Origin of the sequence: Agrobacterium sp. LAD9, assembly GCF_003031125.1 — a bacterium.
GTDB classification, from domain to species: Bacteria; Pseudomonadota; Alphaproteobacteria; order Rhizobiales; family Rhizobiaceae; genus Agrobacterium; species Agrobacterium radiobacter.
Genome location: NZ_PHGS01000027.1, coordinates 13,064 through 39,972, shown reverse-complemented (window position 1 = coordinate 39,972; position 26,909 = coordinate 13,064). Strand labels below are relative to the sequence as shown.

Annotated in this window: 26 protein-coding genes; 10 read left to right on the top strand and 16 right to left on the bottom strand. The window is 59.1% G+C overall.

Features of this window, described 5'->3' with window-relative positions; genetic code table 11:
- Positions 1-32: 32 nt before the first annotated feature.
- On the bottom strand, positions 33-1,442 hold the full coding sequence (gene leuC / locus DA915_RS24900) for a 3-isopropylmalate dehydratase large subunit (RefSeq protein ID WP_003505108.1): 1,410 nt from the start codon (positions 1,440-1,442) through the stop codon (positions 33-35).
- A 426-nt stretch (positions 1,443-1,868) separates the two neighbouring features.
- Between leuC and DA915_RS24890 the strand changes: the two genes are divergently transcribed.
- Positions 1,869-3,146, top strand: a complete 1,278-nt coding sequence (locus tag DA915_RS24890; RefSeq protein ID WP_087745145.1) for an MFS transporter — start codon at positions 1,869-1,871, stop codon at positions 3,144-3,146.
- 122 nt (positions 3,147-3,268) lie between these two features.
- Here the strand turns inward: DA915_RS24890 and DA915_RS24885 are convergent, their stop codons facing one another.
- The 4 genes from DA915_RS24885 to rplS all read right to left on the bottom strand — a co-directional run bounded on the left by DA915_RS24885 (position 3,269) and on the right by rplS (position 8,329).
- On the bottom strand, positions 3,269-4,231 hold the full coding sequence (locus tag DA915_RS24885; RefSeq protein ID WP_087745143.1) for a rhizobiocin: 963 nt from the start codon (positions 4,229-4,231) through the stop codon (positions 3,269-3,271).
- A 181-nt stretch (positions 4,232-4,412) separates the two neighbouring features.
- Positions 4,413-5,726: an HlyD family type I secretion periplasmic adaptor subunit gene (locus DA915_RS24880; protein ID WP_107677618.1), complete on the bottom strand. Its 1,314-nt coding sequence runs from the start codon at positions 5,724-5,726 to the stop codon at positions 4,413-4,415.
- Positions 5,719-7,452, bottom strand: coding sequence for a type I secretion system permease/ATPase (locus DA915_RS24875; protein ID WP_107677617.1), 1,734 nt, complete (start codon positions 7,450-7,452; stop codon positions 5,719-5,721). The genes DA915_RS24880 and DA915_RS24875 overlap by 8 nt, the downstream gene beginning before the upstream one ends.
- Before the next feature lie 337 nt (positions 7,453-7,789).
- Complete coding sequence (gene rplS, locus DA915_RS24870) at positions 7,790-8,329, bottom strand: 50S ribosomal protein L19 (RefSeq protein WP_003505101.1); 540 nt, start codon at positions 8,327-8,329, stop codon at positions 7,790-7,792.
- Between the two features lie 268 nt (positions 8,330-8,597).
- Between rplS and DA915_RS24865 the strand changes: the two genes are divergently transcribed.
- Complete coding sequence (locus tag DA915_RS24865) at positions 8,598-9,344, top strand: sulfite exporter TauE/SafE family protein (protein ID WP_107677616.1); 747 nt, start codon at positions 8,598-8,600, stop codon at positions 9,342-9,344.
- Here DA915_RS24865 and trmD read toward each other — a convergent pair.
- From trmD to DA915_RS24835, 6 genes are all read right to left on the bottom strand, one after another.
- Complete coding sequence (trmD, locus tag DA915_RS24860) at positions 9,326-10,024, bottom strand: tRNA (guanosine(37)-N1)-methyltransferase TrmD (RefSeq protein WP_107677615.1); 699 nt, start codon at positions 10,022-10,024, stop codon at positions 9,326-9,328. The genes DA915_RS24865 and trmD overlap by 19 nt on opposite strands.
- Positions 10,025-10,028: 4 nt before the next feature.
- Positions 10,029-10,595: a ribosome maturation factor RimM gene (gene rimM, locus DA915_RS24855; RefSeq protein WP_020809776.1), complete on the bottom strand. Its 567-nt coding sequence runs from the start codon at positions 10,593-10,595 to the stop codon at positions 10,029-10,031.
- 120 nt (positions 10,596-10,715) lie between these two features.
- Positions 10,716-11,093 (bottom strand): 30S ribosomal protein S16, encoded by a 378-nt coding sequence (gene rpsP / locus DA915_RS24850; protein WP_003505093.1) that lies wholly within the window; start codon positions 11,091-11,093, stop codon positions 10,716-10,718.
- A gap of 33 nt (positions 11,094-11,126) precedes the next feature.
- Positions 11,127-11,444: a chorismate mutase gene (locus DA915_RS24845; protein ID WP_003520511.1), complete on the bottom strand. Its 318-nt coding sequence runs from the start codon at positions 11,442-11,444 to the stop codon at positions 11,127-11,129.
- Positions 11,445-11,455: 11 nt separating this feature from the next.
- On the bottom strand, positions 11,456-13,024 hold the full coding sequence (ffh, locus tag DA915_RS24840; RefSeq protein ID WP_107677614.1) for a signal recognition particle protein: 1,569 nt from the start codon (positions 13,022-13,024) through the stop codon (positions 11,456-11,458).
- Complete coding sequence (locus tag DA915_RS24835) at positions 13,017-13,307, bottom strand: hypothetical protein (protein ID WP_077998725.1); 291 nt, start codon at positions 13,305-13,307, stop codon at positions 13,017-13,019. Before DA915_RS24835 ends, ffh begins: the two co-directional genes overlap by 8 nt.
- Positions 13,308-13,351: 44 nt before the next feature.
- Here DA915_RS24835 and DA915_RS24830 point away from each other — a divergent pair, with 44 nt between their 5' ends.
- The 7 genes from DA915_RS24830 (at position 13,352) to DA915_RS24800 (ending at position 20,733) form a co-directional block, all read left to right on the top strand.
- Entirely contained in the window at positions 13,352-14,422 is a 1,071-nt protein-coding gene (locus DA915_RS24830) for an MBL fold metallo-hydrolase (RefSeq protein ID WP_080868365.1), read from the top strand.
- Positions 14,423-14,544: 122 nt separating this feature from the next.
- A complete protein-coding gene (dapF, locus tag DA915_RS24825; protein WP_003505083.1) occupies positions 14,545-15,447 on the top strand; it encodes a diaminopimelate epimerase in 903 nt (300 codons plus the stop codon).
- Positions 15,444-16,718 carry a tRNA (N(6)-L-threonylcarbamoyladenosine(37)-C(2))-methylthiotransferase MtaB gene (gene mtaB, locus DA915_RS24820; protein ID WP_107677613.1) on the top strand — a complete coding sequence of 425 codons (1,275 nt, stop codon included), beginning with the start codon at positions 15,444-15,446 and terminating at the stop codon, positions 16,716-16,718. The genes dapF and mtaB overlap by 4 nt, the downstream gene beginning before the upstream one ends.
- A 32-nt stretch (positions 16,719-16,750) precedes the next feature.
- Positions 16,751-18,187, top strand: a complete 1,437-nt coding sequence (gene ftsY / locus DA915_RS24815) for a signal recognition particle-docking protein FtsY (protein ID WP_107677612.1) — start codon at positions 16,751-16,753, stop codon at positions 18,185-18,187.
- 2 nt (positions 18,188-18,189) lie between these two features.
- A complete protein-coding gene (locus tag DA915_RS24810) occupies positions 18,190-18,840 on the top strand; it encodes a septation protein A (protein ID WP_107677611.1) in 651 nt (216 codons plus the stop codon).
- Positions 18,837-19,433 carry a DUF2585 domain-containing protein gene (locus DA915_RS24805; RefSeq protein ID WP_035212820.1) on the top strand — a complete coding sequence of 199 codons (597 nt, stop codon included), beginning with the start codon at positions 18,837-18,839 and terminating at the stop codon, positions 19,431-19,433. The genes DA915_RS24810 and DA915_RS24805 overlap by 4 nt, the downstream gene beginning before the upstream one ends.
- 118 nt (positions 19,434-19,551) lie before the next feature.
- On the top strand, positions 19,552-20,733 hold the full coding sequence (locus tag DA915_RS24800) for a diguanylate cyclase (RefSeq protein ID WP_162722704.1): 1,182 nt from the start codon (positions 19,552-19,554) through the stop codon (positions 20,731-20,733).
- 16 nt (positions 20,734-20,749) lie between these two features.
- Here the strand turns inward: DA915_RS24800 and DA915_RS24795 are convergent, their stop codons facing one another.
- The 5 genes from DA915_RS24795 to ccmA form a co-directional block, all read right to left on the bottom strand.
- Positions 20,750-21,352 (bottom strand): DsbE family thiol:disulfide interchange protein, encoded by a 603-nt coding sequence (locus DA915_RS24795; RefSeq protein WP_003505071.1) that lies wholly within the window; start codon positions 21,350-21,352, stop codon positions 20,750-20,752.
- Positions 21,349-21,522: a heme exporter protein CcmD gene (ccmD, locus tag DA915_RS24790; protein ID WP_035221713.1), complete on the bottom strand. Its 174-nt coding sequence runs from the start codon at positions 21,520-21,522 to the stop codon at positions 21,349-21,351. Before ccmD ends, DA915_RS24795 begins: the two co-directional genes overlap by 4 nt.
- A gap of 4 nt (positions 21,523-21,526) precedes the next feature.
- Positions 21,527-22,288: a heme ABC transporter permease gene (locus tag DA915_RS24785; protein ID WP_020810182.1), complete on the bottom strand. Its 762-nt coding sequence runs from the start codon at positions 22,286-22,288 to the stop codon at positions 21,527-21,529.
- A 74-nt stretch (positions 22,289-22,362) separates the two neighbouring features.
- Complete coding sequence (gene ccmB, locus DA915_RS24780; protein ID WP_003505065.1) at positions 22,363-23,022, bottom strand: heme exporter protein CcmB; 660 nt, start codon at positions 23,020-23,022, stop codon at positions 22,363-22,365.
- A gap of 202 nt (positions 23,023-23,224) precedes the next feature.
- Positions 23,225-23,866, bottom strand: a complete 642-nt coding sequence (gene ccmA, locus DA915_RS24770) for a heme ABC exporter ATP-binding protein CcmA (protein WP_107677610.1) — start codon at positions 23,864-23,866, stop codon at positions 23,225-23,227.
- Between the two features lie 268 nt (positions 23,867-24,134).
- Here ccmA and acnA point away from each other — a divergent pair, with 268 nt between their 5' ends.
- On the top strand, positions 24,135-26,828 hold the full coding sequence (gene acnA / locus DA915_RS24765) for an aconitate hydratase AcnA (RefSeq protein WP_107677609.1): 2,694 nt from the start codon (positions 24,135-24,137) through the stop codon (positions 26,826-26,828).
- Positions 26,829-26,909 lie beyond the last annotated feature (81 nt).

The window sequence follows — 26,909 nt, the reverse complement described above, 5'->3', positions numbered from 1 at the left end:
GGTGGCTTTCCTGAAACGATGGTGTCAGGAACCTATTGCCACTCGCGCACGTCGACGAAATGACCGGCGATCGCCGCCGCTGCTGCCATGGCAGGGGAGACGAGGTGGGTGCGGCTCTTATAGCCTTGGCGGCCCTCGAAATTGCGGTTCGAGGTGGAGGCGCAGCGTTCGCCGGGCTTCAGGCGGTCGTCATTCATGGCAAGGCACATGGAACATCCCGGTTCGCGCCATTCGAAACCGGCTTCGAGGAAAATCTTGTCGAGACCTTCCTTTTCCGCCTGTTCCTTCACAAGACCGGAGCCGGGCACGATCATTGCCGAGACCGTGGGGGCGACCTTGCGGCCGTCGACGATTTTCGCCGCCGCGCGCAAATCTTCGATGCGGCCATTGGTGCAGGAGCCGATGAAGACGCGGTCGATGGCGATATCGGTGATGCGCGTTCCGGGCTTCAGGCCCATGTATTCCAGCGCACGCCATTTGGAGGTACGCTTGTTTTCTTCCTCAATATCATCCGGATTGGGAACGATCCCTTCAACGGAGGTCACGTCTTCCGGCGACGAGCCCCAGGAGACGATCGGCGGCAGATTGGCCGCGTTCAGTACCACGACCTTGTCGTAATGTGCGCCTTCGTCGGACTTCAACGTTTTCCAATAGGCGATGGCCTGTTCCAGCGTTTCGCCCTTCGGCGAGCGCGGCTTGTCTTTGATGTAGTCAAAGGTGGTTTCGTCAGGTGCAATAAGACCTGCGCGGGCTCCGCCCTCGATGGTCATGTTGCAGACCGTCATGCGGCCTTCCATGGAGAGCGAACGGATCGCCTCGCCGGCAAATTCGATTACGTGACCGGTGCCGCCAGCCGTGCCGATCTCGCCGATAATGGCGAGGATGATGTCCTTGGCGGTAACACCATCCGGGATTTTGCCGTCGACACGCACCAGCATGTTCTTGGCCTTTTTCTGGATCAGCGTCTGGGTCGCCAGAACGTGCTCCACTTCCGAGGTGCCGATGCCATGCGCCAGTGCGCCAAAGGCGCCGTGGGTCGAGGTATGACTGTCGCCGCACACGATCGTCATGCCCGGCAGGGTGAAACCCTGTTCGGGGCCGACGATGTGAACGATGCCCTGGCGCTTGTCGCGCTCGGAATAATATTCGACGCCGAAATCCCTAGCGTTCTGCGCGAGCGCTTCCACCTGAATGCGGCTTTCCTCGTTCTTGATACCTTCCAGCCGGTCGGCCGTGGTCGGAACGTTATGGTCGACGACGGCCAGCGTGCGGGCAGGTGAATGCACGGGGCGACCGGCTATGCGCAGGCCTTCGAAGGCCTGCGGGCTCGTCACCTCATGGACGAGGTGACGGTCGATGTAGAGAAGACAGGTTCCGTCGGGATCACGATTGACGACGTGGTCGTCCCAGATTTTGTCATACAGGGTGCGGGGTGCGCTCATGGCTCTGTGCCTTGTCATATAAAAGGGTAATGAGGGTTCAGTAAGGCGGTGGACAGCGTGCTGCTGTCAGGCGAGCCTAAGTCGGCTGGTGAGCGCCCCGGAAACGCGCGCAAAGAACCGTGCCGGCAGACGCTTGTGGTCCTGCAGCACATAAACATTCTGCGCGAGACATCCGAATTTAGATCCCATGGCAGCGTTCATAGCAGATTGCCGGTTTTACGGCAATATGAATGCGTACAGCCCTGAATGCGACGGTTCGGCATTTTCTATATGCGCTGCATCATGGCTCAAGCCCCCAATGGGCCTGCCTTGTAGTGGTTGCCGGCGGTTATGATGCAGTGCAACTTGCGTATTTTGCAATGCACATATAGATGGGTTCCCTTATCATTTGCATTTCGACGAGCAATCGAAGGGAGGGAAAAGCATATGGTATCCGAAAAAGCCCTTATCTCGAAGATCACCTGGCGGCTGATGCCGTTTCTTGGCCTTCTTTATCTCATCGCCTATATCGACCGCCAGAATGTCAGCTATGCCAAGCTGCAGATGGTCGATGCGCTGAGCCTCAGCGAATATGCCTACGGCCTTGGCGCTTCGCTGTTCTTCATCGGCTATTTCCTCTTCGAGGTGCCGAGCAACCTTTTCCTCAACCGTTTCGGCGCCAGCAAATGGTTCGCCCGCATTCTGGTTTCCTGGGGCGCCGTCACCATCGCGCTTGCCTATACGCAGAACGCCACGATGTTCTACATCCTGCGCTTCCTGCTCGGGCTCTGCGAGGCGGGTTTCTTCCCCGGCGTTTTGTTCCTGATGACGCTCTGGTTCCCGCGCGATTATCGTGGCCGCATGATCGGCTTGTTCATGATCTTCAGCGCGCTTGCCAATGCCATCGGCGCACCGCTTGGCGGCATGCTGCTCGATCTGGATGGTTTCCTCGGTTATGCCGGTTGGGAATGGGTGTTCCTCGCCACGGGTATTCCGGCCGTCATCGCCGGTATCGCCACCTTCTTTTATCTCGACGACACCCCGGAAAAGGCGAAGTTTCTGACGCAGGATGAGAAAACCTGGCTGAAGAACCGGCTGGCCGAAGAAAACAAGGGCATGGAAGAACATGCGGAGGACGGCTTCAAGGCGCTGGTCAATCCGCGCGTTCTGTTTATGGCGCTTTGCTATGTCGGCTTTCCGCTGGCCGCCTATGGTCTCAGCTACTGGCTTCCGACGATCGTGAAGAGCTTCGGCGTTTCCAACACTGCTAACGGCTTCATCAACATCATCCCCTGGGTGATCGTCGCCGTTGCACTGTTCGTCGTGCCTTTGGCGGCCGACAAGGCCAAGAACAAGACGCCCTATATCGTCGGCCCTGCCTTCATCGGTGCGTTTTGCCTGTTGATGTCGGCATTGCTCAGTGATCCGGTCCTGCAGTTCGCTTTCCTCTGCATCGCCGCTGCAGGCATCTTTGCCGGCCAGCCGGTGTTCTGGAGCTTGCCCGGCCGCTTCCTCAAGGGTGCAGGCGCTGCTGCCGGCATTGCCGCCATCAATTCCGTCGGCAATCTGGGTGGCTTCGTGGCGCAGAATGTGGTGCCCTGGATCAAGGATCAGACCGGCAGCACCATTGCGCCGATGTTCTTCCTTGCTTTCTGCCTGGCGCTTGCCGGGGTGCTTGTCATCATCGCAACGCGCAGAATGGGCAATCAGGTCAGGACCGCCTGACTTTGGAAGATAGCGACAGCTGACACGATTGCCGACCGTCGCACATGCAAAAAATCGTGGCCCGGGTGTTTCCGGGCCACGATCATTTTAAGTGGCAAATAATGAAATTCTCTTCGAGAGAATTACGCGGTGAACCAATCGCTACCGGTCAGGTGAACACCGGAGAGAACGATCTTTTCGCCCTTGTGCTCGCCAGTGACGTTGTAGCTGAGGATGGTGTCGTTATCGATCGTCGATACCGCCCAGTTATCGATCACCGTGCCGACCAGCTTGAGCTTGTCCACGGCGGCGTTGAAGCCTTCGATGGTATCAGTCGCAAAGCTCTTGGCCATGTCGCCGAGATTAAAGACGAAGGTATCGGCGCCACCGCTTGCGATGATGTGATCGATACCCTTACCGCCGGTCACCAGTGAGGACGCAAGTTTCACGCCGCTCAGGTCGATCGTATCGTTACCGGCACCTGCATCGATCTTGACGGAAGTGAAGCTGCCGTCGGTGATGCCAGCACCGCCATTCACGGCACCGGTATTGGCGGCAAGACCGCCCGTGCCAGCCGCAGATGCGTCGTTAAATGCAGCGCCAGCCTTGACGATGATCGTGTCGTTGCCTGCCCCGGTATCGATGTTGAAATTGTTTACCCAGGTCTTTTCATTCGAAACGACAGAGACGGTGACCGTGTCATTGCCAGCGCCGGTCGAGATGTTGCCACGCTTGGCATTGAGAACTTCCACGGTGGACGAACCGGTGCCGCCGAGATGAACGTCGACCTGAACGAAATCCTTGAAGATAAGGTTTTCAGAGGTGTCGGACTGGGCGAGAGCGTTCTTTACCGAATTCCATGCTGACGATACGTCAAATTTGAAGCCGTTCGAGGAGGCATCGTAACCGACATCCACCGTACCACCTGCACCGGTGCCGGGAACTGATACAGCGCCGACATTGACGCTACCGGATTCGAGCGAGGAACCGTTCTTGACCTGAGCGGTCGATTCCGTGAGGAGCTTATAAGCTTCCTGGTCGATCAGGCTGGTAAGCGAGGAAACCGAAGCGGCGCCGCCATTACCGAAAGTTACTTTTAACGCCATTTTAAACTCCTATAAATCTTTGAGAAATTGATGAATTGAAATTAAATTAATAGTAATTATTGCGGGTAATATTTAATACATAAAAAACGATAATACAATATAAGAAATACGTTTTTTTCGAAAAATCGCGTATTTGGTGTATTGAGAAATTTTCTCTAAAAGTCGCTTTTTCTGAAATAAATCATTCCTGAACGAAGGTTTTTCTGAGCCTGTCTTGGAATGGTTTTACGAAATAAGAAAGAACACTCCTCTCGCTGGTCTGGATAAATACTTCTGCCGGCATGCCAGGATACAACTTCCCGCCAGGTAGGTGTGTCATGCCGGCCTTGTCGGGTTTGATGCGCAACGCGTAATAAGATGTGCCAGTTCGGGAATCCGTCTGCAGATCGGGGGCAACGACAGCAACCTCCGCGCTCAAATCCGGCGTCGTGCTTTGGTTGAACGCCGTAAAGCGAACGGTGACCGGTTGCCCGACGTAAATCTGATCGATGTCTCGCGGGGTTATATTGGCCTCGATCGCAAGCTCATCCCGCTCCGGCACCACCAGCATCAGCACTTCGCCGGGTTGAATGACGCCATTTATATTGTGCACTGAAAGCTGGTAGACGCGACCGGCAATCGGCGAGCGGATATCGAGGCGATCCAGCTGGTCGCGCGTCGCCGCCAGCCGTTCTTCATATTCCGCAACGGTTGCTTCGATTGATGTCAGATCTTTCGTGACTTCCGATTTGCGGTCTTCGTCGAGCTGAAGCAGTTGCAGATCCAGTTCGCTCAGCTTGCCCACCGTTTGCGCACGAGCGGCGATATATTGGCCCTGCTGGCCTTCGAGATTGGACAGCTGGCGTTTGAGGAGATTGAGGCGCTGGAGCGTCACGAGCCCTTTTTTGAAGAGCTCGTCCGTCTTGGAAACATCTTCCTTTACAATGGCAAGCTCATTGTCCGTCGCCTCCACCTGCACCTCGAGGCCACGCGCCTCGTCACCGAGTTGGTCCTTGCGCGTTCCCAACTGCTTTTTCATGCCGACCAACGCGTTGCGACGGCTATTAAAAAGGTTCTGTTCGCTGTCGATGAAGGTCTTGGCCGCCTTCGAACTCGTCAGCGCCGCCAGGTCTTCCGTTACAGTGAAAGACGGTGCTTCGGCAATCTCTGCACGGAGACGGGCCCGACGCGAGTAGAGCTGCGCAAGCGTATTCTCGATGATGGAGAGGTTCGCCTGAACGACGGTGGCGCTCAGCCGCAGGAGGATCTGGCCGGCCTCTACCCTGTCACCTTCGGCGACATTGATCTCGCTGACGATGCCGCCGGAAAGATGCTGGATTTTTTTTGAATTGCCTTCAACGACAACCCGGCCCGTGGCCACCACCGCACCGGCAAGCTTTGCGAAAGCAGCCCAGCCGCCCAATCCGACCAAAAGGCCAAGGGCGAGAACGACCACTGCCGTCGAATGTCTGAGAATGGACGCATTCGTCATGCCGGGTTTTTCTGCTTCAACCATTTTCGCTCACCCGGTTTTCAATCTTGCGCGTTTCTTCCTCCTCAGGCACCTGGCGGATGTTCTGCCGCAGGATTTGCGCGAGCACCTCCTCCTTCGTGCCAAAGCGCAGCATCCGGCCGTTGCTCATCACCATCACCAGATTGACGCTTTCGATGGCGCTGGGGCGATGGGCAATGACGACGACGATGCCGCCGCGCGCCCTGATGTCGCCAATCGCATTGCGCAGGGCTCCTTCGCCTTCACTGTCCAGATTGGAGTTCGGCTCATCGAGAAGGACGAAGAAGGGTTCGCCAAACAGGGCACGGGCAAGGCCGATGCGCTGCTTCTGCCCGCCCGACAAAGCCTCGCCGCGGTCGCCAATATAGGTATCGTAACCGTTGGGCAGGTTCAGGATCAGCTCATGCACCTGCGCAGCCTTGGCTGCGGCGACGATTGCTTCCGCAGTCGCATTGCGGTCGAAGCGCGCAATGTTCTGCGCCACCGTCCCCGGCATCAGTTCCACCTGCTGGGGCATGTAACCGATGGATTTGCCGAGAAACTCGAAATCCCACTGGTTGAGTGCGGCCCCATCAAAGCGGACGGAGCCACGTTCATAGGGCCAGATGCCGGTCATCAGGCGTGCCAGCGTGGACTTGCCGGACGCGCTTGGGCCAATGATGCCTAGCCCGTCGCCTGCGTTCAGCGTGAAGGAAATATCGGCGACCGTATCGCGTGCGCCATTGGGCGGCCCACCCGTTACACGATCGACTGCGACGGTAAATTGCGGGCGCGGCAGGGAGAGCGGCGGTATGGGTTCCGGCACCAGCTCCAGGAACTCGTTGACGCGTTTCCAGCCCTGTCTTGCGGTCATGAAGCTGCGCCAGTTCGCGATTGCATGTTCGACAGGGCCGAGCGCCTTCGCAGAGAGAATCGAACCTGCGATGATGCTGCCCGCCGATGCATGGCCGTCGATGACAAGCACGGCGCCGATGGCCATGACGCCGGATTGCAGCAACAGGCGGAAGGTTCTCGATATGGCGCCGAGCATGCCGGCCGTATCTGAAGTCGACAGGGTGACGGAGCGATATCTGGAGTGCAACTCGTCCCACATGGACGTCACTGCATCCATCATGCCCATGGTCTTGATGGATTCAATGTTGCGCTGACTGCTGCCGACGAGGACGTTTCTCTGCCCTCGCGCAGTATAAGCCTGCTTTGTCGCCCTTTCGGTCAGCCAATTGGTCAGAAGCGTCAGCACGATGAGAACCACGGCTCCGCCGAGCACAGCGAACCCGATCCACGGATGCAGGGCAAAACAGATCAGGAGATAGATGGGCAGCCAGGGAATATCGAAAAAGGCCGCAGGCCCCGGCCCTGAGAGAAACTGGCGGATCTGATCGAGATCACCGACGATCTGCAGCCCATCGATCTTCCCGGAAGCAAGGAGCGGGGCGCTGATCGACGCCCTGAAAAGCTTCTGATTGAGCGCGTCGTCCATATTGTCCGAGATGCGCGCCAATATACGGCCTCGCAGCGCGTCGAACCCCATGAGAAACGCGTAGAGAACGATCAGCAGAACGACCAGCGCCACAAGAGAGGGAATGCTCTTGCTGGGCAGAATGCGGTCGTAAACTTCCAGCATGAAAAGTGAGCCGGAAAGATTAAGGATGTTCATCAACGCGCTGGCGAGGCCAACTGCCAGGAAAGCGGACTTATTTCTTGTTAAAAAAGAATTAAATAAAAACATAATAACACCTAAAACAGCAAGAAAATTGCACAATAAAGGGAATTAGGCAATGCTATTCGAGGATGGGCTAAAACACCCACACGAAAAAATTAAGTAAGTATCTGTAGTTGATTGGAATCTTTCTGCATCCTTTCATGAGAAATGACTGAAAGGTCGCGCGGCAGGCGGGCAGTAAGGCGAGTTTTCTTTCGATTTTCCAAGCTGCATAAAACCGCTCGTGCAGCATAGTTCCAGGCCGCTTGCCAATTCTCAGTCTGCGGCTTTAGGTTTGCAGCGAGACACCACAAAAAAGGCGGCCCGAAGGCCGCCTTTTCTTTAATCCATCGAAATGGAAATCTTATTCGGCTGCGGTTTCAGCAGCCTTTGCTGCTTCTTCTGCTGCCTTGGCTTCTGCGGCTTCGGCTGCTGCCTTCTCGGCGGCGAGAGCCTGTGCTGCTGCTACCTTTTCGGCTTCCAGACGTGCCTTTTCTTCGGCTGCTGCCTGGCGCTCGGATTCGTTCAGCTTGCGGGCGCGCGTACCGGTGTTTTCAACGATACGGGCAGCCTTGCCGCGACGGTCGCGCAGGTAGTAGAGCTTCGCGCGGCGAACCTTACCGCGGCGAACGATTTCAACGCCTTCGACCAGCGGGGAGTAGATCGGGAATACGCGCTCGACGCCTTCGCCGTAGGAGATCTTGCGAACGGTGAAGCTTTCGGAAAGGCCACCGCCGGAACGGGCGATGCAAACGCCTTCGTAAGCCTGAACGCGGGTACGGTTACCTTCGGTAACGCGAACGTTGACGCGCAGGGTGTCGCCCGGAGAAAACTCGGGCAGGGTGCGCTTTGCTTCGATCTTGGCGGCCTGTTCGGCTTCCAGCTGCTGAATGATATTGGTCATGTTAACCTCTGATTTCTTCTGAAACAGCCAGAGCGCTCAACGGTTCGTCCTTCGGTCAAAGCCTTGGGATCATGCCTTGCGGCAGGAGCGGGTTCGCCATTCTTTGCTTGCGGTTAAAGGGGTAAACCCCAATTCCACGCGGGCACATACACGAGGCAGCGCCGTTTGTCATCCCTTTCATGACAATATTTTATCAATTGCGCACCGCGTTCCTGCAGTTGCGAAGCGGCTTTCTGCCGGATATGGCATGAAAACCTTGGGAGGGGCCATGTCCATATTCATCGTTCTCATGCTGTTTGCGACCGGCTTTCTGTCGGGTGTCGTCAATGCCATTGCCGGCGGCGGCACTTTCCTGACCTTCGGGGCGATGACGCTGGCCGGCCTGCCGCCCATCGTTGCCAATGCCACTTCGGCTATCGTGCAGTTTCCGGGTTATATCACCTCGGTCATCGCCTATGGGCCGGAAATCCGTGCGCATTGGCGCGAGGCGATCCTGCTGTCAGCCGTTTCCGTCGTCGGCGGGCTGGCCGGCTCGCTGCTTCTGCTGTCGCTCGACAATCCTTCCTTCCGCCAGCTGGTTCCATGGCTGCTTCTCGCCGCCACCGCCGTTTTCGCCGCTGGCCCGTGGCTGCGTCCGAAGGTCAGTGCGGAGCGGTCTCCCGGCAATCTTCCGAGCCTCGTCTTTCAGGGGCTCGCTTCCATCTATGGCGGTTTTTTCGGTGCCGGCATGGGCATCATGATGCTCGCCATCCTCGGGATCACTTCGGGCGGCAGCTATCATCATCTGAACGCGCTGAAGAACCTGCTGTCGGTGGTGATCGCCATCATCGCGATTACGATCTTTGTCAGCGGCGGCGTCGTATCCTGGTGGGCGGCGCTCATCATGTTCCCGGCGGCGGCACTTGGCGGCTATGCGGGCGTGCACACGGCAAGGCGCGTGCCGCAATGGATCATTCGCTGGCTGGTCATTGCGGTCGGCCTGGTGCTGACGGCCTATTATTTCGTCTCGGTCTGAGCCTTTTTAAGAAGGTCTGGCCGTCTTTCCTTCGTCAGCGCCAGCGCCTGTTCGTGCCGCCATTTGTCGATGGCGGCGTGGTTGCCTGACGTGAGGACGGCGGGAATATCGCGGCCCTCCCATACCTGCGGGCGGGTATAATGCGGATGTTCCAGCAGCCCGCCCTCGAAGCTTTCATGCACACCTGACAGATCGTTGCCCATGACGCCCGGCAGGACGCGGACGATGGCGTCCAGAAGCGTCAGTGCGGCCGGCTCGCCGCCTGAGAGGATGTAGTCGCCGATCGACACTTCCTCCAGCCCGCGCGCCTCTATGACCCGCTGATCGACGCCTTCGAAACGGCCGCAGACGATGATCGCACCGTCGCCCGCCGCCAGTTCGCGCACACGGTCCTGCGATAGTGGTTTGCCGCGTGGGCTCATCAGCAGGCGCGGTCGCGTATCGCCATCCGAAACATGGTCGATGGCTGCAGCAAGAATGTCGGGTTTTAGTACCATGCCGGCACCGCCGCCTGCCGGGGTGTCATCGACGCTTCTGTGCTTGTCCGTCGCGAATTCGCGAATCTGCACGGCCTCAAGCGACCATTGTTCGCGTTCCAGCGCCTTGCCCGCCAGCGAATATCCCAAATGTCCCGGAAACATTTCCGGGTAGAGCGTCAGAACGGTGGCCTTGAAAGTCATTGCTTTATTTCTTGCCGAAAGGCGATGCGCCGGTTTCGTCTTTATCGTCGGGATTGTCGATCAGTCCGGCGGCCATCGGGTCGATGAGAATGCGCCCGGCTTCGAGATCGATCTCAAGCACGGCTGCTTCCGAAAAGGGTATAAGGGCAGGGCGACGGCCCGCACCTTTCAGCTCCAGCAGATCGCCCGCGCCGAAATCATAGACGGCGCTGACGGCGCCATAGCTTTTGCCTTCGGCATCAACGGCTTCCAGCCCTTCGAGATCGGCATAATAAAACTCGTCATCGTCAAGCTCGTCGTCGGGCAGATTATCGCGGTCGATGAACAGTTCCAGCCCGTTCAGGCCTTCGGCCGCATTGCGGTCGTTGATGCCCCTGAAACGAACGACGACAACGTTCTTGCCCTCGCGCACCTCAAGAATTTCGAAGATGCGGCCATCGGCGGTGACCAGATTGCCATAATCGCCGAGCGCCATCGGATCGGCCGTATAGGTGCTGACACGGACCTCACCGCGCAGGCCCTGCGCGCCGCCGATCTTTGCCATGAGTACCGGGTTTTCCAGCTTTGCCATCGGGCCGTCCGTCTTCTGGTGGTGGTTGCGTCAGCTTTAAGGTTTGTTGACGCCAAAATAAACAAAAAACGGGCGGCATGGAAAACCACGCCACCCGTTCTTCAAAAGATTCTGCGCAGATTATTCTGCGGCAGAGGCTTCCGCAGCAGCAGCGGCTGCATCTTCAGCCTTCTGCTTCTTTTCAGCGACGCGTTCCAGAGCGCGCTTGCCCGGCTTTGCCTTTTCCGGGTTGCTGCGAGCGGCGCGCTCGGCAAGACCGGCTTCTGCGAGGAAGCGCAGAACGCGGTCGGTCGGCTGTGCGCCCTTGGCGATCCATTCCTTGATGAGGTCAGCCTTCAGCTCGATGCGCTGCGGGTTGTCCTTGGCAAGCATCGGGTTCCAGGAACCGACCTTCTCGAGGAAACGGCCGTCGCGGGGCGAACGGGCGTCAGCAACGACGATCTGGTAGTACGGGCGCTTCTTGGAACCACCGCGTGCGAGACGAATTTTAAGTGCCATGTCATTTACTCCTTAGGATGGCTTGTCCGCCTTTCAGGCGGTCTTTTCGGTGCCGCCATGTTCGGCGGCGATTGCTTCATGATGCCGGATGACTTCCTTGATGATGAAGTTCAGGAACTTCTCGGCGAAATCCGGATCCAGATTGGCATCCTTTGCCAGGTGGCGAAGGCGTTCAATCTGGTATTCCTCGCGCGCCGGGTCGGCCGGCGGCAAATTGTATTTTGCCTTCAGCACGCCCACCGCCTTGGTACAGCGGAAACGTTCGGCAAGAATGTGAACCAGTGCGGCATCGATATTGTCGATCGACTGGCGGTATTCGGAAAGCTGGGCTTTCACCTCTGCATTGTTCACTGGTGTCCCCCTCACTTCTTTTTCGGAAAGCCGGGCAGGCCCGGCATGCCACCAAGACCTGGCAGCTTGGCGCTGCCGAGGCCCGGCAATCCGCCCGGCATGCCGCCGAGGCCGGGCATCCCGCCCGGCTTGCCGAGACCGGCGGCTTCTGCCTGCTTCTGGAGCGCTTCAAGCTGCTTCGGATCGATGTTCGACAGATCAGGCATGCCGCCGCCAAGACCACCGAGGCCCATCTTGCCGGCAAGGCCGCCCATCATCTGCTTCATGATGCCGCCTTTGCCCTTGCCGCCCATGGCCTTCATCATGTCGGCCATGCCGCGATGCATCTTCAGAAGCTTGTTGATTTCAGCGGCATCGGTGCCGGAACCGGCGGCGATGCGCTTCTTTCGGCTGTGCTTCAGAATATCGGGATTGGCGCGTTCCGCCTTGGTCATCGACGAGATGATGGCGATCTGGCGGTCGAACATCTTGTCGTTGAGGCCAGCGGAAGCCATCTTGTCCTTCATGCCGGCCATGCCGGGCATCAGCCCCATGATGCCGCCCATGCCGCCCATCTTCTTCATCTGGGCAAGCTGGTCGGAGAGATCGTTGAGGTCGAACTTGCCCTTGGCCATCTTCTCGGCCATGGCACGGGCTTTTTCCGCATCGATGTTCTCGGCGGCCTTCTCGACCAGCGAGACGATGTCGCCCATGCCGAGAATACGGTCGGCGATACGGCGCGGATGGAACTCGTCGAGTTCGTTCATGCGCTCGCCGATACCGATCAGCTTGATCGGCTTGCCGGTGACGGCACGCATGGAAAGGGCGGCACCGCCGCGTCCGTCGCCGTCCATACGGGTCAGCACGAGACCGGTGATGCCGACGCGCTCATCGAAATTGCGCGCGAGATTGACGGCGTCCTGACCTGTCAGCGAATCCGCGACCAGCAGGATTTCGTGCGGGTTGGACTTCTTCTTGATGTCGGCCATTTCCAGCATCAAGGGTTCATCGATATGGGTGCGGCCGGCGGTGTCGAGAATGACGACGTCGTGGCCGCCAAGCTTTGCGGCCTGCACGGCGCGCGCGGCGATATCTGTCGGCGACTGGCCGGCAATGACCGGCAACGTGTCGACGCCGGTCTGCACGCCGAGCTGGCGAAGCTGTTCCTGTGCGGCCGGACGACGCGTGTCGAGAGATGCCATCAGCACCTTCTTCTTGTCACGGTCGGTCAGGCGCTTGGCGATCTTGCCTGTTGTCGTGGTCTTGCCCGAACCCTGCAGACCCACCATCATGATGACGACGGGGGCGGCCGCATGCAGGTCGATCGAGACGCCTTCGGTGCCGAGCATTTCGACAAGCTCGTCATGCACGATCTTGACGACCATCTGGCCGGGCTTGATGGATTTCAGAACGGCTGCGCCGACAGCCTTTTCACGCACCTTGTCAGTGAAGGAACGCACGACTTCCAGCGCAACGTCCGCTTCCAGAAGCGCACGGCGAACCTCGCGCAGGGCGGCAGCAACATCGGCTTCCGTCAGCGCGCCACGGCCGGTCAGTCCATTCAGAATGGAACCAAGGCGGTCCTGGAGGTTTTCAAACATCGTTTCTTCCTTCTTCGTTCCGGGGTTTCCGAAACGTCGGTGCTTTCGCTGCCAAAAACAAGACGCAAAGCCAAAAAGCACCCGAGGGCGCATCGCGCTGTCGGGTGTTGACCTCCGGGATCTCTTTATACCTTTGCGGGTCCCGGTCGGCGGCTTGGAGTCGTGAAACTGCCAGCTGATTGGCGGCGATAAACAGGAAAGCGCGGGAAAAGTCAAGGCGGTGCCGGGTTTCAGGCGCGAAGGCCTGCATTTCATCTTTGCGTGATTGGTCGCCGGCCACCATTGGCGGTGCTTGAACGGCCCTCTTTCGCTCCCTATACATTTGTCATGAACCGTCGAAAATTTTTTCGTTTTTCCGCTCTTGGCCTGCTCGCTCTGGCGGGTGGTGGCCTTTATGCCCGCCGTTCGAGCGCCAGCGCCTATTATAGCGGCCCGATCTCCGATCATTTCGACGGGATGCGCTTCTTCAACCCCGGCGGTTCGCCGCCCGGCAATTTCATGGGGCTGCTGAAATGGCGCTTCAATGGCGAGCGCGCCACATGGCCGGAAAGCTATCCGAGCCCCTTTCCCTTCGCAAAGCCGGAAGCCCGCATCGAAGGCAGGGACATGCGCGTCACCTTTGTGGGCCATGCTTCATTTCTCATCCAGACGGCGGGTTTGAATATTCTCGTCGATCCGGTGTGGTCGCAGCGCACCAGCCCTTTCAGTTTTGCCGGTCCCAAACGGGTCAATCCGCCCGGCATCCGTTTCGAGGATCTGCCGCCCATCGATCTGGTGCTGGTGACCCATAATCACTACGACCATCTGGATATGGAAACGTTGAAGCGCCTGCATGTGGCGCACAAGCCGCTTTTCATCACGCCGCTCGGCAATGACGCGATTATTCGCACCGGTGTCGAGGCGGCGCGTATCAAGGTGGGCGATTGGGGCGATGTGGTGGAGACAGGTTCGGTGAAAATTCATTTCGAACCGTGCCACCACTGGTCGGCCCGCGGTCTTAACGACCGACGCATGGCGCTCTGGGCCGCCTTCGTGATCGAAACGCCAGGCGGTAAAATCTACCATATAGGCGATACCGGCTTCCACGAGGGCCTCAACTATCACGCCGCGCGCAAGAAGCACGGCGAATTCCGCTTGGCGAACTTGCCATTCGGCGCTTACGAGCCGCGCTGGTTCATGAAAGGCCAGCACCAGAACCCGGCGGAAGCCGTGGAAGGTATGAAGCTTTGCGGCGCGGCGCATGTTTGCGGCCATCATTGGGGCACGGTGCAGCTCACCGATGAGGCGGTGGATGCGCCGCTTGCGGCCCTCAAGGTTGCGTTGACGGAGCAGGGGGTGGATGAGAGCCGTTTCCGGCCAATGCGTCCCGGAGAAGTTTTCGACGTGCCTTCCGTCTGACCGCCGCCCCGTTTGCGCCGCAACAGTCTGGTAATTTGCCGGTCTTTCCGCCATATAGGGCGAAAGCGCGGGAAATATCCCGAATGCAAACCGGTTTTCAGACAGTTTTCAGGTTTAAGGCGATGGCGGATACGGTCGAATTTGCGAAGATGAACGGGCTTGGCAACAAGATCCTCGTTGTCGATATGCGCGGCCGTAAAGATATGGTCACGCCCGAAGCGGCAATCGCGCTCAATGCCGATTCCTCAACCCAGTTCGACCAGATCATGGCGATCCACGATCCGCGTGTTGGCGGCACGGATGCCTTCATCGACATTCTCAATTGCGACGGCACGAAGGCGCAGGCCTGCGGTAACGGCACGCGCTGCGTGGTGCAGGCGCTGTCTTCCGAAACGGGCAAGACCAGCTTCACCTTTCAGACGGTGGCGGGCATCCTGAACGCCGTCGAACATGAAGATGGCATGATATCAGTCGATATGGGCCTGCCGCGGTTCCGCTGGAGCGACATTCCGCTTTCGGAGGAGTTCCACGATACCAGTCGCATCGAATTGCAGATTGGCCCGATCGATGCGCCGATCCTGCATTCGCCCGCCGTCATGTCCATGGGCAATCCGCACGCGATCTTCTGGGTGGATCGTGATCCGATGGAGTTCGATCTCGAACGTTTCGGGCCGCTGCTCGAAAACCATCCGATGTTTCCGGAGAAGGCCAATATCACGCTGGCGCAGGTGATTTCCGACAGCGCGCTTCGCACCCGCACATGGGAACGCGGCGCAGGGCTGACACTCGCCTGCGGTTCGGCCGCCTGCGCATCAGCCGTTTCCGCCGCCCGCACCGGCCGTACCGGCCGGAAGGTCACCATCGATGTCGCCTCCAGCCCCATCCGCGTGCCGCTGACCATCGACTGGCGTGAGGACAATCACGTCATCATGACCGGCCCGGCCGAATGGGAATGGTCCGGCATGGTCGATCCCGTTACCGGCGTCTGGTCGCGTGATGCTGCGGCCGAACAGGGGGCCGTATGAGTGGCGTCGAGGTCATAACCTTCGGCTGCCGTCTCAACACTTATGAATCGGAAGTGATGCGGGCGGAGGCCGAAAAAGCCGGGCTCAACAATGCCGTGCTGGTCAATACCTGTGCCGTGACGGGCGAGGCGGTGCGTCAGGCGCGCCAGGCCATCCGCCGCGCACGGCGCGACAATCCGCATGCACGCATCATTGTTACCGGCTGCGCCGCACAGACGGAAAAACAGACCTTTGCCGAAATGCCCGAGGTGGATGCGGTGCTGGGCAATGAGGAAAAGCTGAAAAGCACCTCCTATCGCGCGCTGCCGGATTTCGGCGTCTCGGCGGAAGAAAAGCTGCGCGTCAACGACATCATGAGCATCAAGGCGACAGCGCCGCAGATGGTGAAGCACATAGACGGGCATGTGCGCGCCTTCATTCAGGTGCAGAATGGCTGCGATCATCGCTGCACCTTCTGCATCATACCCTACGGGCGCGGCAATTCGCGCTCGGTGCCCATGGGTGCGGTGGTGGATCAGGCACGCAGGCTGACGGAAAGCGGCTATTGCGAAATCGTGCTGACCGGGGTGGATGCGACCAGCTATGGCGCTGACCTGCCCGGCGAGCCATCGCTCGGTTACCTCGCCAAGACATTGCTGAAACAGGTGCCGGATATTCTGCGTCTGCGGCTTTCCTCGATCGATAGTATCGAGGCCGACCATCATTTGATGGATCTGATTGCCGATGAGCCGCGTTTCATGCCGCATCTGCACCTATCCCTCCAGCATGGCGACGACATGATCCTGAAACGCATGAAACGCCGCCATTCACGGGCCGATGCCATCCGCTTCTGTCGCGACGTGCGGGCGCTGCGGCCGGAGATCGCCTTCGGCGCGGATATGATCGCCGGTTTTCCGACAGAGACGGAAGAGATGTTCGAAAATGCCGCGACGCTGGCGGAGGAATGCGGCATTTCCAGCCTGCATGTGTTTCCCTACAGCCCGCGTGCCGGCACACCTGCCGCTCGCATGCCGCAGCTTGACCGCGCGCTGGTGAAGGAGCGGGCGGCGAGGCTTCGTGAACGCAGTGAGGCGCTGCGGCTCGCGCATCTGCAGGGCATGGTCGGTTCGGTGCAGACGATCCTTGTTGAAAACAACGGTTTTGCCCATACCGACAATTTCACGCTGGTGGCGGCGCCTGATCTTCCTGCGCGCACTCTTGCGCAGGTTGCGATTACCGGCCACAACGGCAAACATCTGAACATGAAGCTTCTGGCGGCAAATGCGGCCTGAGGCGGCTAAAGAGAAAAGACACGGGAACGACCATGGCCCTCGGCTTCATCAAAAAAGTCTTTTCGTTCGGCAAGGACAAGGCCGCAACGGAAGAGCGGCCGCAAGAGGATGCCGCGTCTGAGCGCGGCAATGAAAACGCCTCCTTCGAAGCGGCGCTGAGCGACGCCGAAGCGCATGGCGCTGTCGACAAGGACCCGGTTTCCGAACTGGAGATGGAGACGGCCGGTGGCCCGGCCCCGGACGAAGCGACGGGTGTAGTTCTCTCCGAAGAAGATGAGGAAGAGGACGCACCGCTTCTTCCCGGTGCCGAGCTTTCCGGCGATATGGGCGTGGTGCCATTGTCGTTGCTACAGGCGGAAGCAGCCGCTGAAGAGCAGGACGAAGCTTTGCCGGAAGCAGCGGATGTCGTGCTGGATACGGATGCGATGGATGCGCTGCTCGACGAGGCGGAAGCCGCGAGCGCGGTCGAACCCCCTGCGGTTCCCACGGCTCTGCCCAAGGGTTTTTCGTCGGCAAGTGAACGGCAGGAGCCTGCGCCTGTAGCACCGCAGGTAAAACTGACATGGTTTCAGCGCCTGCGCGCCGGGCTTTCCCGCACGTCGTCGCAGCTGACGACGCAGATTTCGGCGCTCTTCACCAAGCGCAAGCTGGATGAGGACACGCTCGATGAGCTGGAAGATCTTCTCATCCAGTCCGATCTGGGTGTCGAGACCGCCATGCGCATCACCGGCGCCCTGTCTTCCGAGCGTTACGGCAAGGATGTGAGCGGCGAAGATGTGGCGCGCATCATGGCGGGCGAGATCACCAAGGTCCTGAAGCCTGTCGCCAAGCCGCTGGAACTCGATCTCTCGCACAAGCCGCATGTCATTCTCGTCGTCGGCGTGAACGGTACCGGCAAGACGACCACTATCGGTAAGCTTGCCGCCAAGCTCTCGGGCTCTGGCCTCCAGGTCATGCTTGCGGCCGGCGATACCTTCCGCGCGGCGGCGATCGAACAGCTCAAGATCTGGGCCGATCGGACCGGCTCGCAATTCATCGGCACCAAGCTCGGCGCGGATGCGGCGGGGCTTGCCTACGACGCTTATGAGCAGGCGCGGGCGCAGAAAAGCGATGTGCTCATCATCGATACGGCCGGCCGTCTGCAGAACAAGACGGAACTGATGGCGGAGCTGGAAAAGATCGTGCGCGTGCTCGGCAAACTCGATCCGGATGCGCCGCACACCGTGCTGCAGACGCTGGATGCGACGACCGGCCAGAACGCGATGAACCAGGTGGAAATATTCCGCAATGTCGCGGGCGTTTCGGGCCTGATTATGACAAAATTGGATGGCACGGCGCGGGGCGGTATCCTCGTCGCCATCGCTGCCAAACACAAGCTGCCGGTTTATTTCATCGGCGTGGGTGAAGGTGTTGATGATCTGGAGCCCTTCGAGGCGGAAGATTTCGCCAAGGCCATTGCGGGAGTGTGAGTATGGATATTGAAAGCAATTCCAAGGAAAGCGAAAAGATGGTGGCGGAAATCAGCCCGCTCCTGAAATTCGTGCTCGAGCTTGGCCCGCTCATGGTGTTCTTCTTCGCCAATTCCCGCGGCGAATGGCTGGCCTCCACCTTCCCCGTGCTGACGGAATTCGGCGGGCCGATCTTCATCGCCACCGGCCTGTTCATGATTGCAACGGCGCTGGCTCTTTCGGTTTCATGGGGGCTGACGCGGAAACTGCCGATCATGCCGCTGATATCAGGCATCGTGGTGTTCGTTTTCGGCGCGCTGACATTGTGGCTGCAGAACGACACCTTCATCAAGATGAAGCCGACCATCGTCAACACGCTGTTCGGCGTCATTCTGCTGGGCGGCCTGTTTTTCGGGCAATCGCTGCTCGGCTATGTCTTCAATTCGGCCTTCAGGCTGACGGATGAAGGCTGGCGCAAGCTGACGCTGCGCTGGGGCGTGTTTTTCCTCTTCCTCGCGGTGATGAACGAGGTTGTGTGGCGCATGTTCACCACCGACACCTGGGTCGCCTTCAAGGTGTGGGGCACGATGCCGATCACCATCATCTTCACCATGGCGCAAATGCCGCTCGTCATGCGCCATTCGCTGGAACCGCTCAACAAGGACGAAAAATGACAATTGCAGAGATGTCGGCTTCCCGTTCGCGCTCGCTCAAATGGTTCGGCGTGGCCGCCGGGCTGCTTCTCCTGCAGATCGTCATTCTCTATGCCATGGGCCGCATTCCGATCTGCGAATGCGGTTATGTGAAGCTGTTCGAGCCGGGCGTGAACACACCGGGCAATTCCCAGCATCTGGCCGACTGGTATACGCCCTCGCATATCATTCACGGCTTCCTGTTCTACTGGTTCGCCTGGCTGCTCTTCCGCAACAAACCGCTTTCCATGCGGCTGTCACTTGCGGTTCTGGTGGAAGCGGCATGGGAGATCCTTGAAAACTCGCCTCTCATCATCGATCGTTACCGCACGGCGACCATGGCGCTGGGTTACACCGGCGACAGCATCCTGAACTCGGCGATGGATACGGTTTTTATGGTGCTGGGTTTCCTCTTCGCCGCCCGCGTGCCGGTGTGGCTGACGGTTGTGATCGCCATCTTCTTCGAAATCTTCACCGGCTGGCTGATCCGCGATAATCTGACGCTGAACGTCGTCATGCTGGTCTGGCCTGTGGAGGCGATCAAGGAATGGCAGAACGCGCTCCCGCAAATGTGAACGCAGCCGCCAGGATTTTGGCCGGGATGGACTGAAACCACGCGAGACATGCAGGCTTTTTTAAGGGCATTGCGGTATCGTCCGGGTTCAAAGACCCGTCTCTTCCTGGCAGAACCCGTTGCAAGATAATTTCGCCTATCTTCTCCCCTTCATCATGCTGACATTCGGCGTGGTGTTCCTGTTCCTGCAGAGGATCGGTCACGCTTCTGCCCGCTATTGGGGTATCGGATATCTTTCGGCGGCCTTTGGTTTTGCGACGCCTCTGGTGCTCGGTGGCCTGCCTTTCGAAGTCCAGGCGATCCTTTCGAACCTGTTGTTCTTCTCCGCCTTCTTCCTCTATGGCCATGCGCTGCTTACCCATTTTGACCGGCCGCTTCATACCGCGGCCCGACTGTCGATCGTCGTGGTTGCGGTGTTGCTGGTCTCTTTCCATGTTTTCATCACGCCGGATCTGAAACGCGAGCTCGTCATTGGCGATTTCGTCTGCGCCCTTTTGCTTGCGATCCCGGTCTGGCTCGTGCGAAAGCGCCCCGTCGCACTCGCCGACAGGCTGATGGTGGGAATTGCCTGTCTTGTGGTGATGGAAACGCTGGTGCGCATCGGCATGCTGCTGGTGATGACGCCCGGGGGCTCGATGATCGAGCTCAGCGAATTCTTCGAGTCGGATTATGCCTTCTACATGCAGCTCGCCGCGAGCATTTTCGGCTTCCTGCTTGCGCTTTCCGTGCTTGCGAGCCAGATTTCCGTCACCGTCGACCGGCATCTGCATGCGGCGGAACATGATCCTCTGACTGACGTGCTGAACCGCCGCGGCTTTGATCGCCGTGTTCCCGATTTTCGCAACGATACGCCTGAGGGCGCGGTCATTGTCTGCGACATAGATCATTTCAAGCGCATCAACGACGTCTACGGTCATGCGGCAGGAGATATCGTTCTCATCGGCCTTTCCGATCTTCTCAGAAAAAACGCGCCCGGGGATGCGCTGGTGGCGCGCTTTGGCGGTGAGGAATTCGTTGTCTTCCTGCCCGGCCAGACGGCTGCCGCAGCCGGCCAACTTGCCAATGGCATGCGTACAGGTCTCTCGTCGCTCGATTGGCGCAACCGGGGTGTAACCAGCCAGATCACGGCAAGCTTCGGTGTCTCGGCCGTCGCGAGGGGGGATCATTCAATCCACGATGCCATCAAGCGTGCCGATGATAGTCTCTATGCCGCAAAACGTGGCGGTCGCGACCAAGTCGTGCTGGAAGGCATGCGTCTGCCGGCTGAAGGCCCGTCGCTGAGGGTCGTTACCAAGGGGTGATACCTTGCGGAGTGGGTTATTTCCCGGCTGCGGCCGCGATGGCTGGCAGCAGGTCCCGTTCGACGCTGCGGGCATCGAAGGGGCCGACCTTTTTATAAAGGATCGTGCCATCCGCGCCGACCAGATAACTTTCGGGAATACCATAGACACCCCAGTCAATCGCCGCCTTGCCGTTCGGATCGACGCCTATCGCCGCAAAGGGATTACCGAGCTCGCCGAGGAAACGCAGCGCATTATCCTGCTTGTCCTTGTAATTGATGCCGACGACGGTGATGCGGTCGTCCTTCGCCAATTCCTGAAGCAGCGGGTGCTCCTGCCGGCAGGGAATGCACCAGGAGGCGAAGACGTTGACCAGCGTCAGCCTGCCTTTGATGGCGGTATCGGTCAGCGCCGGAAGGTTCGAGCCCTCCAGCGGCGGTAGCGACAGGGCGGGTGCCTTGGTACCGATAAGCGCCGAGGGAATGGCGCTGATGTCAAGCCCGTTCACGTCCTGATCGTAGAGCATCTTGCCGGCGATGAGGGCGAAACCGCCAAACAGCAGCAACGGGAGAAGCGCCAGCGCATAACGTGCACGGCCCGTCGTTTTGGCTTTGGTGTCGTCGTGGTTGGCCTGCGTCATTGCGCGTCACCTGCGGAACCGGCTCTTGCCCTGCGGCGCACACCGGAGGCCTCCAGTTCTTTCAGTTCCCGTTTGCGCGCCTGGCCGTCCATGACGACCCAGGCGATGAGACAGAGAACGACGAGGCCGGTGGCCGCATAGGACATGCCGATATAAAAGGCGTGTGTCATCCTCTCAGCCCTCCCGGTTCGCGATGCGGGCGGCAAGCCGCCGTTGCGCTGCGACACGCCGACGCCAGATTTCATTGCGCATGGCGGCGATATGCAAGGTGAAGAACAGCAGCGTGAACCCGATGGCCATCGTCAGAAGCGGCCAGAGAAATTCTGCATCGATGGCGGAACCGCCCATGCGGATGACACTTGCCGGCTGGTGAAGCGTATTCCACCACTCGACCGAAAATTTGATGATGGGGATATTCACGAAACCGACGAGGATCAGCACGGCGCTGACGCGGGCCGCCCTGGACGGATCATCCATGGCCCGGTTGAGTGCGATGAGCCCGAGATACATCAGGAAAAGTACGAAAACGGAGGTCAGCCGTGCGTCCCATACCCACCAGGTTCCCCACATGGGCTTGCCCCAGAGCGAGCCGGTGATGAGTGCGATGAGCGTGAACGCTGCGCCGATGGGGGCGGCGGCCTTGTGGCTGACATCCGCGAGCGGGTGACGCCAGACGAGGGTGCCGATCGCGGAGATCGCCATGACCGAATAACACATCATGGCGAGCCAGGCGGAGGGGACATGCACATACATGATGCGCACGGTATAACCCTGCTGGTAATCGCCCTCAGTGGTGAAAGACAGATAAAGACCTGATGCCAGCACCAGTGCTGTCAGAGCCGCGAGCCAGGGCAGAATGCGTGCCGCCAGCGCCAGAAACCGCGTGGGATTGGCGAGATCACTGAATTTGGTGATGGTGAAGGTCTGCTCGTTCATGCCGTTTGTGTAACCCGAGAATGGCCGCCCCGCAATTGATCCCTGTCAATCGGGGACCGTCCATTGCAGTTTCATCAATCCATAACATTGCGCAGTGCCAAAGCGGCAAAGAAAGGACCGGTCACGGCTGAAAATAACGTGATCGCACAGAGAATGAGGAATGGCGGCATGAAGGGCGCCGGGTCCTGCACGGCTGCGTAGGAAGCGCTGACGCCGAAGATCAAGACGGGAATGGCGAGCGGCAGGACGAGGATGGAGACCAGAAGGCCGCCGCGCGGCAGGGCAACGGCAACCGCTGCGCCCACCGCGCCGATGAAGGTAATGGCGGGTGAACCGACGAGAAGGGTGAGCATGACGGCGCCGATCGCCACCTCGTCCATGTTCATGAACAGGCCGAGCAGTGGCGAGGCAAGCACCAGCGGCAGACCGGTCGTGACCCAGTGCGCCAGGCATTTCACGAAGACGGTCAGGACGAGCGGGGTTTCCTGCATCAGGATCAGATCGAGGGATCCGTCATCCCGTTCGGCTTGGAACAGCCGGTCGAGGCCGAGAAGGGCTGATAGAAGCGCGCCGATCCAGACGATGGCCGGGCCGATGCGGGCGAGCAGGTTGAGATCGGGACCGACGCCGAACGGGATGACGGCAACCACGGTCATGAAAAACAGCACGCCGATCAGCGCGCCGCCGCCGGCGCGGATGGAGAGTTTGATATCGCGGAGGAAGAGGGCGGTCATTGGTAGGGCCTCGGTGGATATAGCTTACCCCCCTCTGCCCTGCCGGGCATCTCCCCCTCAAGGGGGGAGATCGACCTGCGGCAAGGTCTCACCCATCTCAATGTTGGAGAAAGAAGCGGCGGGAGTGCGCCTTGCCGATCTCCCCCCTTGAGGGGGAGATGCCCGGCAGGGCAGAGGGGGGTAAGCCGCACGCACATCACCCTCATGCCCAAGCCTCCACCCCTGCAAACCCCGTCATCTGCAATTCCTGCATATTCTCCAACCCTAAAGGCTGATGGGTCGCAGCAAGTACAATCCCGCCCCTTCCAAGGTGGTTTTTCACAAGATCGGTAAACATTCCGTCCGCAGCCTTATCAAGTGCCGCGGTCGGCTCATCAAGAATCCACACCGGTCGCCAGGCAATCAAAAGCTTCGCCATGGCAAACCGCCGCTGCTGGCCGGCGGAGAGATAACCGAAGGGCAGGTGGGTAATGCCGGCAAGGCCGACAATCTCCGCGGCCTCATCAATCGCCATGCCCCTGCCGCCGGGAAAGTCGCCGAGGAAATCCTTCCAGAAGCGCAGGTTTTCCGAAACGGTCAGTTCGGTTTTCATGGCATTGCGATGGCCGAGATAATGGCAGGCCTCCGAGGGGCGCATGTCCGGCTCAATTCCTTCGCCGGCTATCTTAATCCGTCCCTGCTCGGGACGCAGCAGACCCGCCACCGTGCGCAGCAGCGTGGATTTTCCCGAGCCGTTGCGCCCGGTCAGCACCAGCGCCTCTCCGTCGCTTAACTTGAAGGAAATATTCATGAATATGAAATCTTCGCCGCGTCGCACGCCAAGATTTTCCGCCGTCAAATCCATGCTGCGGTTCCGTTTCAGATTTCGTCGTCTCGATAAAAAAATCGATTAGCTTGGTTGAATGGTCTGGCACGTTTCTCTGAAATTATCTATATGGGTGTCAACACGCCAGCGGCCGGCGTGAACATCATCTTGCGCCGGACTTGACGATTGCGAGGAGCAATTTTCACGTGCGGACAGCGGAAATGGTCGTACCCGCATCCTGATGTGCATGAGTGCATAGGTGTCCGCACGAACGTGTTGGCTATCAGTGTAAGCGGGGTTTTTATCCATGCCCAAATCACTCGACAGTTTCAAATGTCGTTCCGTCCTTACCGTTGGCGGTAAGGATTACGTCTATTTCAGCCTTCCCAAGGCTGAAGCCAATGGCCTGAAGGGCGTTTCCAAGCTGCCCTATTCCATGAAGGTTCTTCTGGAAAACCTGCTGCGTTTCGAGGACGGCCAGTCCGTCACCAAGGAACATATCCTTGCGGTGTCCGAATGGCTTGGTAACAAGGGCCTGACCGAAACCGAAATCGCCTACCGCCCGGCCCGCGTTCTCATGCAGGACTTCACCGGTGTTCCCGCCGTGGTTGATCTTGCCGCCATGCGTGACGGTATCAAGGCTCTTGGCGGCGATCCGGAAAAGATCAACCCGCTGGTTCCCGTCGATCTCGTCATTGACCACTCTGTTATCGTCGATGAATTCGGCACGCCGAGCGCCTTTGCCCGCAACGTTGAACTGGAATATGAGCGCAACGGCGAGCGTTACCGCTTCCTGAAGTGGGGCCAGCAGGCGTTCAAGAATTTCCGCGTGGTTCCGCCCGGCACAGGCATCTGTCACCAGGTCAACCTCGAATATCTCGGCCAGACCGTCTGGACGAAGGAAGAGGACGGCGAGACGATCGCTTATCCGGATACCTGCGTCGGCACGGATTCGCATACGACCATGATCAACGGTCTCGGCGTTCTCGGCTGGGGTGTCGGCGGTATCGAGGCTGAAGCTGCCATGCTCGGCCAACCGGTCTCCATGCTTCTGCCCGAGGTCATCGGCTTCAAGCTGACCGGCAAGGTGAAGGAAGGCGTCACCGCGACCGACCTCGTGCTCACCGTCGTGCAGATGCTGCGCAAGAAGGGCGTCGTCTCCAAATTCGTCGAATTCTTCGGCCCCGGCCTTGATTCGATGTCTCTGGCCGACCGTGCGACCATCGGCAATATGGGCCCGGAATATGGCGCGACCTGCGGCTTCTTCCCGGTTGACGGCGAAACCATCAACTACCTGACCATGTCCGGCCGTGCCAAGGACCGTATCGCGCTCGTCGAAGCCTATTCCAAGGCGCAGGACATGTGGCGCACCGGCGATGGTTCCGACCTCGTCTTCACCGACACGCTGGAACTCGATCTTGGTGACGTCGTGCCCTCCATGGCCGGTCCGAAGCGCCCGGAAGGCCGCCTGCCGCTCGAAACCATCGCACCGAATTTCGCGACGGCTCTCGAGAACGACTACAAGAAGCCCGGCCAACTCACCAGCCGCTATGCTGTCGAAGGCGAAGCTTTTGATCTCGGTCACGGCGATGTGGCGATTGCCGCCATCACCTCCTGCACGAACACCTCCAACCCCTCGGTTCTCATCGCTGCCGGCCTTCTCGCCCGCAACGCTGTCGCCAAGGGGCTGAAGTCCAAGCCGTGGGTGAAGACCTCGCTGGCACCGGGATCGCAGGTTGTTGCCGAATATCTCGACAAGTCCGGTCTGCAGAAGGATCTCGATGCGATCGGCTTCAATCTCGTCGGCTTCGGCTGCACGACCTGCATCGGTAACTCCGGTCCGCTGCCGCCTGCGATCTCCAAGACGATCAACGACAAGGGCCTGATCACATCAGGTGTTCTCTCTGGTAACCGCAACTTCGAAGGCCGCATCTCGCCTGACGTGCAGGCGAACTATCTGGCCTCGCCGCCGCTCGTCGTGGCCTATGCGCTTGCCGGCACGGTCCAGAAGGATCTGACCAAGGAGCCGATCGGCGACGACCAGAACGGCAACCCGGTCTATCTCAAGGATATCTGGCCGACCTCCAAGGAAATCCAGGAATTCATCCTGAAATACGTCACCCGTGAGCTCTACGAAACCAAGTATGCTGACGTGTTCAAGGGTGACGCGAACTGGCAGGCCGTTCAGGTTCCGCCGGGCCAGACCTATGCCTGGGACGACCAGTCCACCTATGTTCAAAACCCGCCCTATTTCGTCGGCATGGGCAAAAAGGGCACCGGCCTCAAGAACATCAAGGGCGCGCGCGTCCTCGGTCTCTTCGGCGACAAGATCACCACCGACCATATTTCTCCGGCCGGTTCGATCAAGGCTGCTTCGCCTGCTGGCGCCTATCTGACGGAGCACGGCGTTGCCGTGGCCGACTTCAACCAGTACGGCACGCGCCGTGGCAACCATGAAGTGATGATGCGCGGCACCTTCGCCAATATCCGCATCCGCAACCACATGCTCGGCCCGAACGGCAAGGAAGGTGGCTACACCATCCACTATCCGTCGAAGGAAGAGATGTCGATCTATGACGCCGCGATGAAATACAAGGCGGAAGGCGTTCCGCTCGTCATCTTCGCCGGTGTCGAATATGGTAACGGCTCGTCCCGCGACTGGGCGGCGAAGGGCACCAACCTGCTCGGCGTCAAGGCCGTCATCGCGCAGTCCTTCGAACGCATCCACCGTTCGAACCTCGTCGGCATGGGTGTCGTTCCCTTCGTTTTCGAGGAAGGCACGACCTGGGCGAGCCTCGACCTCAAGGGCGACGAAATCGTCGAGATCGATGGTCTCGAAGGTGAAATCAAGCCGCGTGAAAAGAAGATCGCCAAGATCACCTACAGCGACGGTACGGTGAAGGAAGTTCCGCTTCTCTGCCGCATCGATACGCTTGATGAAGTGATCTACATGAACAATGGCGGCATTCTGCAAACCGTTCTTCGCGATCTGGTCGCGTAAAGCTTTGAAAATCTAAGGCGCCGGGCGGAATCCCGGCGTCTTTCCGTTTCAAGTCTCTTTTTTTGTGATTGTCGCTCACCC

Excerpts from the sequence above, each read along its gene's own strand:
- leuC (WP_003505108.1), bottom strand. The coding sequence starts at position 1,442 with ATGAGCGCACCCCGCACCCTGTATGACAAAATCTGGGACGACCACGTC.
- DA915_RS24785 (WP_020810182.1), bottom strand. The coding sequence starts at position 22,288 with ATGAACGAGCAGACCTTCACCATCACCAAATTCAGTGATCTCGCCAAT.
- ccmB (WP_003505065.1), bottom strand. The coding sequence starts at position 23,022 with ATGACCGCCCTCTTCCTCCGCGATATCAAACTCTCCATCCGCGCCGGC.
- mtaB (WP_107677613.1), top strand. The coding sequence starts at position 15,444 with ATGAGTGGCGTCGAGGTCATAACCTTCGGCTGCCGTCTCAACACTTAT.
- acnA (WP_107677609.1), top strand. The coding sequence starts at position 24,135 with ATGCCCAAATCACTCGACAGTTTCAAATGTCGTTCCGTCCTTACCGTT.
- DA915_RS24810 (WP_107677611.1), top strand. The coding sequence starts at position 18,190 with ATGGATATTGAAAGCAATTCCAAGGAAAGCGAAAAGATGGTGGCGGAA.
- dapF (WP_003505083.1), top strand. The coding sequence starts at position 14,545 with ATGGCGGATACGGTCGAATTTGCGAAGATGAACGGGCTTGGCAACAAG.
- DA915_RS24875 (WP_107677617.1), bottom strand. The coding sequence starts at position 7,452 with ATGTTTTTATTTAATTCTTTTTTAACAAGAAATAAGTCCGCTTTCCTG.
- DA915_RS24805 (WP_035212820.1), top strand. The coding sequence starts at position 18,837 with ATGACAATTGCAGAGATGTCGGCTTCCCGTTCGCGCTCGCTCAAATGG.
- DA915_RS24835 (WP_077998725.1), bottom strand. The coding sequence starts at position 13,307 with ATGGTGGCCGGCGACCAATCACGCAAAGATGAAATGCAGGCCTTCGCG.
- ffh (WP_107677614.1), bottom strand. The coding sequence starts at position 13,024 with ATGTTTGAAAACCTCCAGGACCGCCTTGGTTCCATTCTGAATGGACTG.
- DA915_RS24865 (WP_107677616.1), top strand. The coding sequence starts at position 8,598 with ATGTCCATATTCATCGTTCTCATGCTGTTTGCGACCGGCTTTCTGTCG.
- rimM (WP_020809776.1), bottom strand. The coding sequence starts at position 10,595 with ATGGCAAAGCTGGAAAACCCGGTACTCATGGCAAAGATCGGCGGCGCG.
- trmD (WP_107677615.1), bottom strand. The coding sequence starts at position 10,024 with ATGACTTTCAAGGCCACCGTTCTGACGCTCTACCCGGAAATGTTTCCG.
- ccmD (WP_035221713.1), bottom strand. The coding sequence starts at position 21,522 with ATGACACACGCCTTTTATATCGGCATGTCCTATGCGGCCACCGGCCTC.
- DA915_RS24885 (WP_087745143.1), bottom strand. The coding sequence starts at position 4,231 with ATGGCGTTAAAAGTAACTTTCGGTAATGGCGGCGCCGCTTCGGTTTCC.
- DA915_RS24795 (WP_003505071.1), bottom strand. The coding sequence starts at position 21,352 with ATGACGCAGGCCAACCACGACGACACCAAAGCCAAAACGACGGGCCGT.
- rplS (WP_003505101.1), bottom strand. The coding sequence starts at position 8,329 with ATGACCAATATCATTCAGCAGCTGGAAGCCGAACAGGCCGCCAAGATC.
- ccmA (WP_107677610.1), bottom strand. The coding sequence starts at position 23,866 with ATGGATTTGACGGCGGAAAATCTTGGCGTGCGACGCGGCGAAGATTTC.
- DA915_RS24830 (WP_080868365.1), top strand. The coding sequence starts at position 13,352 with ATGAACCGTCGAAAATTTTTTCGTTTTTCCGCTCTTGGCCTGCTCGCT.
- ftsY (WP_107677612.1), top strand. The coding sequence starts at position 16,751 with ATGGCCCTCGGCTTCATCAAAAAAGTCTTTTCGTTCGGCAAGGACAAG.
- rpsP (WP_003505093.1), bottom strand. The coding sequence starts at position 11,093 with ATGGCACTTAAAATTCGTCTCGCACGCGGTGGTTCCAAGAAGCGCCCG.
- DA915_RS24880 (WP_107677618.1), bottom strand. The coding sequence starts at position 5,726 with ATGGTTGAAGCAGAAAAACCCGGCATGACGAATGCGTCCATTCTCAGA.
- DA915_RS24890 (WP_087745145.1), top strand. The coding sequence starts at position 1,869 with ATGGTATCCGAAAAAGCCCTTATCTCGAAGATCACCTGGCGGCTGATG.